Origin of the sequence: Corynebacterium sp. Marseille-P8863, assembly GCF_946902955.1 — a bacterium.
Lineage (GTDB): Bacteria > Actinomycetota > Actinomycetes > Mycobacteriales > Mycobacteriaceae > Corynebacterium > Corynebacterium gottingense.
On record NZ_CAMPQC010000013.1, the window covers coordinates 1 to 13,068 of the forward strand.

The window sequence follows — 13,068 nt, forward strand, 5'->3', positions numbered from 1 at the left end:
CTGTCAGTGTGAAGATCCGTGTTCAGGAGATCTCCAGGCTGCTTCGAATATCTCCGTCAAGTTTTTAAGGATTGAGCCGTTGCAAAACGCACATCTTAAGAAGCGCGTCATGGCCGCGCTTATCTCCGGCGTCCTCGCCACCGGTACCACCGCCGTCATTGCTACCAACGCGTCTGCAGACCAGCTGGTCGTTGACGCATACCAGAAGATGGACGAGGCGCAGCTGCAGGAGCTGATCGCCGAGCAGAAGAAGCTCGCCCAGATTCACACTGGGTACGACAACAGCACCCAGACCCTGCCTACTGAGTATGGCCCGGGCTGGTGCATCGACTGGGGCATCGACAACCCGTGGAACAACAAGGTCGGCGGCTACGACGTACGTAAGCTCACCGGTACCTCCGGCCGCGTCGGCGATGGCATGGCCATCGACGAGAACGTCCGTATCGCCGCGATTAACCTGACCAAGTCCATGCTCGCGGATTACGACAAGTACATGAACGGCGATGCTTCGGTGCTGCCCATGCTGGAGAAGAAGAACACCTTCCTGCAGGCGCTCCTGGCCAACAACCTCGGTGTGCTCAACAACGTCCGCGGCAACATCCAGCAGCAGGATTCCACGTTGTTCTACAGCCTTACCGGTTTCAACATCGTGCACCAGACCCTTCCGGCTGGAAACCCCAACCACGAGGCCAACTACGTCCTCAACCCGGACGAGAGCAAGCTGGCAAAGATCAAGCAGACCGTCAAGCCGGGCGAGTTCGTCACGGTGCTGGTCCCCAAGAACTACAACCTGAACCTGAACCCGAAGCAGTCGAAGACCTTCCAGCGAATCATCACGGTTCACCAGCCGGGTCTGGACATCTACCCGGACAAGCCGGACTACAACTTCGAGACCGAGGTTGAGGAGACCACGACCCCGCGCTCGACCGTCACCACCACGGTGAACGAGCCGGATCACGAGGCCACCACGACCGTCCCGGCAGGCAACCCGTACACCACCACGGTGACCGAGACCGCTCCGGCAACCGTGACCACCGAGCGCCGCAGCCGCGAGCCGATCACCTCCACGGTGACCACCACTCGCCCGGAGCGCGTCACCACCGTGACCAACACCAAGCCGGTAGAGACCGAGGTTGTCACGACCACCGAGAACGGCACCCCGGTCACCAAGACCGTGAAGAAGACGCCGGAGCCGGAGATCGTCACCGAGACGATCCCGTCCACGGTCGCCACCGAGACCCAGACCATCACCGAGGAGACCGTCACCAAGACGGTCCCGGCACAGCCGGTCACCAAGACTTCCGTGGTCACCCCGGTCTCTACCGTGAAGACTACGGTTCCGGGCCGTACCGGCGAGGTCGTCACCACCGTCACTGGCGAGCCGACCACCGTTACTAAGACCATCAGCCAGAACGACCACTACTACACCGAGAAGGTGTACGAGAAGGTCCGCGAGGTCTACGAGTACTACCAGTTCGCTGGCTTCACCAAGGAAGAGCAGTCCAAGGTCATCGACCTTGACAAGCGCATCAAGGACTCCTGGACCTTCGAGGTCACCGAGGGCTCCGAGTACGTCATCGTCGAGCGGAACGAGGACGGCAAGCTCGTTGTCACCCCGCGCCCGGGCTTCAAGGGCGAGGGCAAGGTCACCATCGTCGTGACCGACTCCGACGGCAACGAGCACGTCTACCGCCTGACCATCAACAACACCGTCAACGTAGATGAGTCCACCCACGTCAAGGTGAACAACTTCTTCTACAACATCAACACCGGTGGCAACGGCGATCGCTTCAAGCTCATCAACATCGACGAGGGCGAGACGCACAAGACCGTCAAGGGCGGCGACATCGCCGTCGTGAAGGACGACGGTCAGGGCCACCTCAAGGTCACCCCGAAGGACGGTGTGACCAAGGGCGAGGTCATCGTCGAGATCACCGACAAGCAGGGCAATACCCGCGAGAACGTGATCACGATCGAGAACAAGGAGTCGCAGTACAACGTCTCCCGCGAGATCCTGAACACCTCCGTGGGCTTCGTTGAGCACCGCGGCGGCAAGGCAGAGATCACCGAGGGCAAGGACGTCATCACCGTCGAAGAGGCCGAGGTCAACGGCGACAAGGTCTGGAAGATCGTTCCGAAGGACGGCGTCACCGAGGGTGAGGCTCACGTTGTCTTCACCGACGAGGAGGGCATCGAGTACAACTTCGACTTCAAGGTCGTCCCGGACCCGAACGGTGGCCCGAAGGTCATCGAGCACGACATCTACTACAACGGCAACGTCGACGTTCAGCGCAAGGACGGTTACGAGGCCAAGGTCGTTGAAGGCGAGGATCTTGTCGATCTCACCGAGACCGACAAGACCTGGACCGTGACCCCGAAGCAGGACAACGAGAAGCTGCTTACTGAGGGCGGCAAGGCAGTCGTGCACGTCAAGGACGCAAACGGCCAGCTCGTGGCTGTCGCGACGATTAACATCAATCCGCGGGACTTCGAGAAGCCGGGCGAGGTCGTTAAGCGTCCGCCCCGCGAGATCGTCGACCGCACAATTGCACGAGTTCACCTCGGTGAGCTGGATAGCAACCACTGGTTCAAGGTCGAAGCGCTCGATGGCAGCTCGCTGAGCGACCTTTTTGAGAACCCGGAGGACTACGACGGCAAGAAGCTGGAAGAGGACCTGGAGCTTCACTTCAAGCCGGGAGCAGAGGGCAAGCTCAAGGTGACTGAGTTCCTCGACTACGCCAAGGGCCAGCCCGACGAGGAGACTTACCCGCTCGTTGAGTACACCTACGACGTGAAGCCGTACCAGCCGCGTGAGGCTGAGTACACCATCACCTCCGAGAACGAGATCGACCTGCAGGGCACCAAGCTCAGCGTCGTCGAGGGTAAGGACCTGCTTGAGTCCGTTCCGACCGCCGGCGAGTCCAAGATCAAGATCACCCCGAAGGGTGACGCTGATGGCGACGTCGTCATCGAGAACAAGACCGAAGACGGCTACGTCTTCGAGCGCTACACGCTGCACATCACCCCGGGCCGCGGCGCCAACAAGGGCGAGGTCACCGAGAAGAACATGACCTGGACCGGTACGGCGCGTATCAGCAAGGACGAGGGCGACACCTACAAGATCGTCTCCGCCAAGGACGCTGAGGGCAACGACGTCGACGGCAACGACCTCGTCCGCGTGAAGGAAGAGAACGGCCAGTTCGTTGTCACCGGCCGCGCCGGCAAGACCGGTGTCGTCACCATCACCGTGAGCGACAAGCGTGGCGTCTACGCCACCTACAAGCTCAACATCGGTGAGGCTGAGGGCGCGCGCGTTTACAACTACCAGATCTCCACCAACTCGGAGTTCCGCGCAACCCTGGTTGAGAAGTCCAACAAGTTCGTCGTCATCGACGGCGAGGACTACTTCGAGAACCCGACCAACGACGGCAACCAGTGGATCGCCAAGCCGAAGGCAAACGCCGCAGGCAAGACTGCCACGATCGAGGAGTGGGACGCTGACGGCAACGTCATCAACACCTACAACCTCAAGATCGTCGAGGGTAAGTCCACCGGCAGCCGCGAGGTCCGCGACTACATCGTCATGGGCTCCACCAAGACCGACAAGCCGATGGCCAAGGGCAACACCTTCAAGGTCGTCTCGGGCACCGAGTTCGTGGATGCGAAGTCGAACAACGACGGCACCTTCTCCGTGACCCCGAAGTCCGGCACCGAGGGCAAGACCGTCGTCACCGAGGAGTACGACAAGGACGGCAACGTCGTCCGCAAGATCACCTCCCTGATCGTCCCGTCCGGCTCCAAGATTGAAAACGGCGCCATCCTGGGCGAGAACAAGGACCTCGGCGTCAAGATCGATCACGATGAGAAGACCGGCAAGGTCACCATCAAGTTCGAGAAGGAGGACGGCTCCATCGCTGTCCTCGAGGGTTCCGAGCTGGTCGATCAGGAGACGGATAAGGACGGCAACGTCGTCCTGACCCCGAAGGACCCGAACAGCAAGGTCGTCCTGACCCCGAAGAACCCGAACGGCAACAACAAGGTCATCTTCATTCCGCTGGCTGGCGGCGTCCAGGGCAAGAAGCCCATGGAGCTCTACGTCCAGGTCAAAGTTAAGACCGACGCAGATGCCAACGGTGGCAACGGCAAGGGTGATGTGAATGTTGGGTCGTCTGATCCGAAGTGTATTGCTTCGTTGGTTGGTTTGGCTTCGCCGTTGTTGCTGCTGATTCCGTTGGGCATCCTGTCCCAGGTGAACATTCCGGGTCTTGAGGGTGTGCGTGGTCAGTTGAATGCTGCGATTCAGGATGCGAATAATCGTATTCAGCAGGGTCTGGGTATTTATGATCATGATCGTGCGTCGCGTGCTGCTGGTGTGCAGGGTGCGTTTGCGGTTGAGAATTCGCAGATGATTGGTGTGGCTGCTGGTGCGCTGGGCGTGATTACTGCTGGTCTGTTGATTGGTGATGCGGTGCTGCGTGCTTGTGGTCAGGAGGAGTCGACGTCGTCGTACCAGTTGGGTGAGGCGACGGATAATGACACGCTGCGTTATGGTTCCTCTGGCAAGCCGGCTGAGTCTGCAAAGTCGGAGGAGTCTGAGGCTCCGAAGTCTGAGGAGGCTGAGGCTGCTGAGAAGTAGTTCGTAGCACCACGGTAAGCCGTTTGTGTGGGAATGTTCCCGCATAAGCGGCTTTTCGCATTCCTGGCGAAACCTTGGCTGCCTTAATACACGGATATTTCTATAGATTTGTGCGGCACCGGTGCAAGCGATGTGAGAGAATAGTCACTGTAAATACCCACTGTATTTCCAGGAAAGTAACGCCTCGCACTGCGCTAACTCGGAAAGTTCAAAGGATTCCCGTTACACATGTCCTCCCTCAAGAAGCGCGTTCTAGCTGCGCTCATCTCCAGTGTCCTCGCCACAAGCACCACCGCAGTTATTGCACCGAATGCTCTCGCTGCAGACACTTTTGCCACTAAAGCATTTCAGCCCGTGGCGCCAGATACCCTCAGACAGTTCCAGGCGCTCCGTCCTAAGCTTGCCCTGCAGGCGAAGGGCCTTGATGGGGAAGTGGCACCACTTCAGACAGATCGCGGTCCTGCATGGAGCATCGATGGTGCGGTAGATGCCCTTGAAGGCGCGCAGGTTCGCAAGCTGACCGGCCAGTCCGGTCGCGTCGGCGAGGGCGATAACTTGGACGCTCAGGTCCGTGTCTCGGCAATCAACGTGACGAAGGCGCTTCAGCAGGACCTCCGGAACTACGCCTCTAAACCGTCACGCTCGTTGACACAGCAGATTGAGCAGAAGTTGCTCTTTACACGGGCTCTGCTTGGCAATGACGTCGCGTCCCTCAACGCGGCACGCGCAGACGTCCTCGAGAATCACAGGGGCGCATTCCACGAGCTCACTGGCTTCACAGTCGCGCAGCGAACCAAGCCGGGTTCTGCCGACGCGACCCTGAACTACGTCCTCGTTCCCGATACCCAAAAGATCGAAAAACTCACCGCGGGTGACGACGAGTACGTCACCGTGTTTCTCGGCAAGGACGGCGAGCGTCTGCTCAGCCTTTACCAGCCGGGGCTTGACTTGCCTGACAATTCCGTACCAGTCGAGACCACTTCGACCGAGTACCACCAGTTTGCAGGCTTCACCGCTGACGAGCAGTCCAAAACCATCGACTTGGATCTGCGCATCAAGGGCCACTGGACCTTTGATGTCACCGAGGGCGCGAAGTACGTCCGCGTCACCCGCGGTGAACGTGACCACCAGCTCGTGCTCGCACCGCGCCCGAGCCTCGAGGGTGACGGCACCGCCACGGTCGTGATTACCGATGAGCAGGCGAACGAGTTCATCTACCACCTGCAGCTCAACAACACCATCAATGCGGAAGTGCCGGAAGAGCCGGAGCAGATTATCGACGCCCCGCCACGCGCACCCGAGGAAACCGCGTACCGCCATCTACCCACGAGCACGGTTGCCTACATCTCCAACAACGGGGGCACCGCAACGGTCACCAGGGGCGAGGACCTCGTCGCTGTCGACGAGACTGAAATCGGCGGCACGCCGGTGTGGAAGGTCACTCCCACCAGCAGGGACCAGGAGGGCATGGCCCACGTCGTGGTCACCGACGCCGACGGCACCGTGCGCCCACACGTCTTCCAGCTTGAGAAGCGGATGTACGCGACGAAGAGCATCGTTCACGATTCGATCCCGTACGGGGGATTTGCGAAGCTGCTACGCCCCGCTGGTGTGACCTACGACGTTGTGCAAGGCGCCGAGTTTGTCACTGTGAGCGAGGAGGACAACGCCTGGATCGTCAACGCAAACAAGGATAACGACGTGCTGAGGAAGAACGGTGGCACCGCTGTCATCGACCTCAAGGACAGCCAGGGTCGCGTCGTTCAAAACGTCACGGTCAGCATTGAGCGCCATACTTTCAACCCCGAGAAGACCACCCGTGTGCACGAGGTTGTCGATCTCTCAGAGGTGTACCTCACTCCGTTCAGTGACGAAGACAATGGCTTCTTGGTCGAACCGCTGGACGGCGCAACGCTCGAGGACTTTTTTGAGAACCCGGAAGATTACGACGGTAAAGAGATCTGGGGCGACTTGAAGCTGAAGTTCAAGCCGGGGGCACAGGGGAAGCTTAAGGTCACCGAATTCGTCCGGTGGGCGACTAACGACGACGGTGTCGACTACGACAACGTCCCGATTACCGAGCACGTCTATGTGGTTTCCCCGTTCAAGCCGATCGAATCCGAATACACAATTACCTCCGAAAACGAGCTCGGGTTGGTTGGCACCCGGCTCCACATCACCGAAGGCGGGGATTTGCTCGAAGCCGTGCCAGCGGATGGCGAGTCCAACATAACGATTTCTCCGAACCGCGGCGCCAGCGGCCGGGTCGTGATCGAGGACCGTACCGAAAGCGGCCATGTCTTCGAGCGCTCTACCGTCAACATCACGCCTGGTGAGCAACAGAAGGACGTCGAGCATGAGATGACCTGGACTAGTTCAGCGCGCATCGCCGCTGAATTCGGCGACTCCTACAAGATCGTTTCCGCTAAGGATGCCGACGGCAACGACATCGACGGCTACGATCTCGTCCGTGTTCGCGAGGATGATGGCGATTTCGTCGTCACCGGCCGTGCGGGCAAGATCGGTAGTGTCACGATTGCTGTGAGCGACAAGCAAGGTGTGTACGGGACATACACGCTCACCATCACGGAGTCCAAGGGCGCTCGCGTCTACAATTATCGGACCTCGCCCAACGCAGAGTTCCGCGCGACGCTGGTTGAGAAGTCCAACAAGTTCGTCGTCATCGACGGTGCCGAGTACCTGGAGTACCAGACCGAGGACGGCAACCAGTGGGTGGCCAAACCGAAGGCTGATGCTGCCGGCAAGACCGCGACCATTGAAGAGTGGGACGAGGACGGCAACGTCCTTAACACCTGGAACCTGAAGATCGTCCGGGGCGCAACCTCTGACACCCCTCAGCTGCGCGACTACCTCATCATTGGTCAGGGCAAGGCATACCAGCCGATCTCGGAGGGCAACACCTTTAAGGTTGTGCAGGGTGCGAATCACGTCACCACCGGCACGGACGATAAGGGCAACTTCACGCTGACCCCGAAATCAGGTGGTGAGGAACAATTCGTTGTGACCGAAGAATACGACAACGACGGTAAGCTCGTCCGCACGATCAGGTCACTGATCATTTTGCGAGAGCACACCCTGCCGACCGACAACGAGTTCGAAGCGCCGAACAAGGACATCGCCACGGCTCGCCGCGACGCATCCACCGGCGCGATCACGATCTCGTTCGGCAAGGAGGGCGGCGACATCGGGATCGCCGAGGGCGCGGACCTCGTGGACATCACCCGCGAGGGCGACTCCTTGGTCCTCACCCCGAAGCAGGGCGTGCGTGGCACGGTGTCGTTCGTCCCGGTGAATGACAACGTGCAGAACACCACCGGCTACAGCTTCGACATCGATACGAAGTCGGGCGCTGACGGCAACGCGCCGAAGGACGGTTCCTCGGATCCGAAGACCGTTGCCTCTTCAGTCGGCATCGCAACCCCGCTGGTGCTGCTGCTCGCGCTGATCGCAGTTTCCCAGCTGCCGATCCCCGGCCTTGAGGGCGTGCGCGCGCAACTTAACGCCGCCATCGACAACGCGATGAAGGCGTTCAAGTAGCCCCTATCGCTCCCGCAGCACGCCGCGGACTACGTCGTCGAGCCAGTCGACGGCGTAGTCGTACCCGGTCTGCCCGTCCACGTTGAACCCGCCCGCGCTATCGGTGTACCCGAGCTTGTAATACGACATGTGGCGTGGCCCGAAGTCGCCGGCCTGGCTCGCCGACGCCAGAAGGTTCGCGTTCGCCGGATTGCGCCTCGCCGCCTGCAAACCGGCCGCCGAGGAGACCTGCCCCACCAGCTGCGAAACCGCCGAGTGCGCCGCGGCCTGGCGCTGCTCCGTCGGCGTCGGCACCCGCGGCACCACACCCGAGCGCGCCAGCTGCAGGTAGAACCGCTCTGTCGCCTGGGTCGCGCGCATGCCCTCGAGCGCCACGTCGTACCAGGTGGCGTTCTCGTCATCCCCCGAGACTGCGCCGCGCAGCCCCTCGAGCGCCGGCAGCAGGTAGGTCCAGGTCACGCCCTCTTTCGCCAGGTTCGGCAGCGCCGCCATGAGCGTGACCGCTACGAGCTGCTCGGGCGGGGTGGCCGCCTGCTCCGACCGGGTGGCGCCATCGGCCGCCTGGGCGAAGAGTGCGATCTCTCCGAGGATGAGGGCGGCGGCGGGGGCGTCGAGAAGCGATAGCCCAGACTCGCGCACCGCCTGCTGCACCGGCACGCCCGCGTCCATGCGGCGGGAAAACTCCAGCACGTGCGCGCCCGTCGCCGCGTTGGGCGGGCCCACGGCCTCCTCGCGCATCGCCACATCCGCCAGGTCGCGCAGCGCGGACTCCGGGTCCGTCGAGCACGCCATGTCCGCCGGGTTGCACAGCGAAAGCACCTTGCCCTCCAGGCCGGCGAAGCTCAGCGCGCGCTCGCCGGCGAGTCCCACGCGCTCCGGAATCACCCCGGAACCGCCGCCGTTGATCAGCTCGCCGCCGCGCGCCAGGACCCCCTTCGGCGCGGGCGCGTACAGCTTGGCGGGCGGCAGGGGCCGTTGCCTATCGACGCTCGCCCGCCCCGGATCCGCAAACAACACCACCCCGGCAATCTGCTCCGGGCCCACCCCGCGCACCTGGCCGTGCGCCGCCCGCGCTGCCGCGTCGCCGATCAGGTGGGCGCCCTGCGAGTAGCCCACCATGATGAAGCGGGTCTGCGGGCACGCGCTCGCCACGGTCTCCATTTCGCGCACCGCGTCGTCCGTTCCTTGCGTGACGGACTCGCCGTAGGTCGCCGCCTCCGTGCCCTCGATGCCGCCGCTGGCGCTGCCGAGCGCGCTCAAGCGGCCCAACGAGGCGGGGTAGCGGACCTGGTAGCTGCGCACCGTGCGCGCGCCGAAGTGTTCGGTGAGGTCGGCGGCGGGGGAGGAGTTGTCGTCGAAAAGCGTGTCGCGGGCTGACGGGTCCCAGGAATGCGAAAACCCCGAGCCCGCCGCTTGCACGACGTGGATCGGGGTACAGCTCGGCGCGAACGGCCGCAGCGGCTGCGCTGTAGCAACAGGGGCAACAGGGGCGGGCGCAGCGGCGAGCGCAAGCAGGGCGACGAGGGCGGGAACACGTTTCACGCGAAACATATTAGTACCGCGCTGCACGCCTGCGCGTCTACTTGCGCGGCAGAGCCATGAGCGCGGCGCCGATGGCTACGAGCCAGGAGTCCTTCGACAGCGGCAGGCCCTCCTGGGACGGGCGGATGCCGTCGTCCTCGGTCATCGCGTCGTTGCCGAAGTACATGGTGAGCAGGCCCGCGCCGAACGTCGCGAGCGCGGCACCGGCGAGGCGGTTGGACACGAACGGGGTGAGCAGCGCTGCGCCGATGCCGGTCTCGGAGTAGGCGACGAACTTGGCAAAGGTTTCCTTGTCCATGTCCTTCAGCGCCGGGATGCCGGTGACGGCCATGCCGTGGAGGAACTCGGCGGTGCCCTCGTCGGCACCAATCTTGCCGATGCCGGAGTTCAGGATATACAGGCCGGTGGGCACGCGCAGCGCGGCGGAGGCGAGGCGGGTCTTTGACTTCGCAGCCTTCTGTGCCTTGGCGGCCTTGGCGGCCTTCTGGTTAGCGGGGAGCAGGTTGAGCGGGTTGAACATGATGTGTCCTTCCGTGTGGGATGTCGTCCATCAAGATGATACGTCAACAATCTGCTCCCGGCAAGGGCCGCGGTCTTAGACCGAAAGCTCGGGGTGCAGATCGCGCTCTGGGATCTGGCGCAGCCTGGTCAGGCCCAGGCAGGCGACCACCCACGAGCCTACCGCGATGCCCAACAGCACCAGTGTCGCGCGGATCATGCGCGGATCGCCGCCGTCGGTGCCGAACAGGGCGTAGCGCATGAGGTCCACCGAGTAGCGCATCGGGTCCCAGCTGTGCACCCACTGGATGAACTTCGGCTGCACCTCGGGCGGGTACAGGCCGTTCGACGCCACCAGCTGCAGCGACATGAGCGCCATGGTGAGCAGGCGGCCGATCGACTTACCAAAAATGCAGTTGAGCATGTAGATGAAGGAGACGAACACCCACGACACGCCCACCAGCACCGCCAGCATCACACCCGCGTGCGCCGGCTCGACGCGCAGGATGAACACCTGCATGATCCACAGGAAGACCGACTGCACGCCGGTGACCAGGAACGACGGCAGCAGCGTGTTGAGCGCCACGCGCACTGGCGACGCCCCCGAGTCGATCGCGCGACGCGAAATCGGCTCGAAGATCATGTACAGCACCAGGCCGCCGAACCACAGAGACAGCGACAGGAAGAACGGGGAGAGGCCCTTGCCAAAGAAGGTCAGCTCGTCGCCGGCCTGGTTCAGCACGACCGGGTTGGAGGCGGAGTCGACCGCCTTGTTCAGGCGCTCGCCCTCCCACGTCGGCGCCTGCTCCTGCGCGTCGTGGAGTTTGACGCTGAGCTCGCCGGTGCCGTCATCGAGCTGCACCAGGCCGTCGTTCAGCGCGCCGAGGCCCACGACGAGCTGGTTGGAGCCGTCGGCCAGCTTGGACGACGCGTCCGACGCCGTGTTTGCCGCCACGACCAGCTGCGACGTGCCGTCCTTCAGCTGTGCCACGCCCGCGACGAGCGTGCCGGAGCCGTCCTGCAGCTTGGCCAGGCCGGCCGCCAGCTGCTGGGCCGCGTCGGTGGCGCGGTTCACGCCGCCGCGGTACTGCGCGTTCGGGTCCTGCAGCTCGTTGGCCACCTGGTGCGCGCCGTTCTGCAGCAGCTGCAGCTGGCTCACCAGGTCAGAGTTCATCGCCGTGGCGAGCGGGCCGCCGTGCAGCTGCGCCTGCGTCTGGCGAGCCTGCGCCGCGATCTGCTCCGTGCCCGGGATCGGCGAGGCGTCCAGGTCCGCGATGACCTGGTTCAGGGATGCGTCGATGTCCGCGAACGCCGCCTGCGCCGCGCCGAGCTGGCCGGCCACGCCCGCGATCTTGTCCACGCCGCCCGCAACCTGCGACGCACCCGCGCCCAGCTTGTCGGTGCCGCCCTGCAGGGTCAGCATGCCTTCGGAGAGCTGGTTCGCGCCGTCCGCCGCCGTGCCGATGCCGGTGTTGAGCTGCTGGGCGCCGTCCTGGAGGCGCGTCACGCCGTCGTCAAGCTGGTGCGCGGCGCTGGGCATCTGCTGCAGCTTCGAGTTGAACTCTTGCATGCCGTTGTCGAGCTGGGTCGCGCCGTCGTCAAGCTTCTGGCCGCCCTCGCCCGCCTTCTTCGCGCCCTCATTGAGCTGGCCCGCGCCGTCGGCGGCCTGGCCCATGCCATCGTTGATGGTGTTGAAACCGACGAAGAGCTGGTCCACCACCTTCGATCCGATCGTGTGGGACACGGTATCCGTAATCACTAGCGCGGCCTGCCCGCCCAGCATCGTCGGAATGAAGCCGTTCGTCTCATTCAGCGTGACGTTGATCTTCGCCTGGTGCGGGTTGTCCTCCTTCACGCTGGTCACGGCCTCGGTGAAGTCGGTCGGGATCTCCATGCCCAGGTAGTAGGTGCCGTCCGCGATGCCCTGCCGGGCCTCTTCCGCGGAAACCACCTGGAAGTTCATGGGCTTTTCCTCGAGCAGCTTATCGACGACCTGCTGCCCATTCTCACCCTCATCCGAGTTCACCAACGCCACCGGCACCTTGTTCAGGTTGCCCAACGGGTCCCAATAACTCCACACGAACAGGCCGCCGAACAGCAGCGGCAGCAGCGTGATTGCAATCAGCGCCAGCGGCGGCAGCTTGCCGTGTAGAAACTTGCGGAAATTCGATCCCAGGTGCAGTCCGCTCATCGGTCCTCCTCGTTCGCACTCGTCACCAACACCGGCACTTCCTCAGCGACCGCGTACAGGTTGTCCAGCAGCTTCGCGCGCAGCGACATGTCGCGGATCTGGTCCACGTCATCCACGATGAGCAGCTCCGCCTTTGGCCGCGACACCAGCGCGAGCAGAATGCGGAAGCGGAAGCGGTCGAGGACGTTGAGTTCGCCTACCGACGTAGCGCTATCAAGCTCCTCAAGCCCCAGCGGCTCCAGCCAGCGAGCCACGGTGTCGTGCTCGAGCGGGCGGCGCGGCGTCGGCTTGAAAAACGGCTGCGACCACGCGATCTGCTCGCGCAGCAAGTCGCGCAGCGGGATCTGCCGGTCGAGTGAATCGATCATGTGCACGCCGGCTAGCGCCGTCTTCTTGAAGCCGGGGCCGTCGACCGTGCCCGAGTGCGGCTTGTAGCGGCCGGCGAGGGTCATCGCGAGCGTCGTGGCGCTTGACTCGCGCCCAACGTGCAGAAAGTTGAAGCCCTCGCTGGCGTCGATGCTCACCGGGTCGTCGCCTTTGCGCAGCACAAGGTCGGTTGCGCTGAGAATTTGTGTCATTGAAAAACTCCAAGTGGAGGGTTGGCTATCACTTAAGACTCCTGCTATGGTGCTCCGCATGTAGC

General features: G+C 63.0%; 6 protein-coding genes. 2 read left to right on the top strand and 4 right to left on the bottom strand.

Features of this window, described 5'->3' with window-relative positions:
- Positions 1 to 79: 79 nt before the first annotated feature.
- On the top strand, positions 80 to 4,636 hold the full coding sequence (locus tag OVO38_RS09060) for a hypothetical protein (protein WP_267208308.1): 4,557 nt from the start codon (positions 80 to 82) through the stop codon (positions 4,634 to 4,636).
- Positions 4,637 to 5,068: 432 nt separating this feature from the next.
- Positions 5,069 to 8,194 (top strand): hypothetical protein, encoded by a 3,126-nt coding sequence (locus tag OVO38_RS09065; protein ID WP_267208309.1) that lies wholly within the window; start codon positions 5,069 to 5,071, stop codon positions 8,192 to 8,194.
- A 3-nt stretch (positions 8,195 to 8,197) separates the two neighbouring features.
- Here the strand turns inward: OVO38_RS09065 and OVO38_RS09070 are convergent, their stop codons facing one another.
- The 4 genes from OVO38_RS09070 to OVO38_RS09085 all read right to left on the bottom strand — a co-directional run bounded on the left by OVO38_RS09070 (position 8,198) and on the right by OVO38_RS09085 (position 13,003).
- A complete protein-coding gene (locus tag OVO38_RS09070; protein WP_267208310.1) occupies positions 8,198 to 9,736 on the bottom strand; it encodes a cutinase family protein in 1,539 nt (512 codons plus the stop codon).
- Positions 9,737 to 9,773: 37 nt separating this feature from the next.
- The gene (locus OVO38_RS09075) at positions 9,774 to 10,256 is read right to left on the bottom strand and encodes a hypothetical protein (RefSeq protein WP_233126992.1); all 483 of its coding nucleotides are present in this window, start codon (positions 10,254 to 10,256) and stop codon (positions 9,774 to 9,776) included.
- A gap of 75 nt (positions 10,257 to 10,331) precedes the next feature.
- Complete coding sequence (locus tag OVO38_RS09080) at positions 10,332 to 12,425, bottom strand: YhgE/Pip domain-containing protein (protein ID WP_267208311.1); 2,094 nt, start codon at positions 12,423 to 12,425, stop codon at positions 10,332 to 10,334.
- Positions 12,422 to 13,003, bottom strand: a complete 582-nt coding sequence (locus OVO38_RS09085) for a hypothetical protein (RefSeq protein WP_267208312.1) — start codon at positions 13,001 to 13,003, stop codon at positions 12,422 to 12,424. Before OVO38_RS09085 ends, OVO38_RS09080 begins: the two co-directional genes overlap by 4 nt.
- Positions 13,004 to 13,068 lie beyond the last annotated feature (65 nt).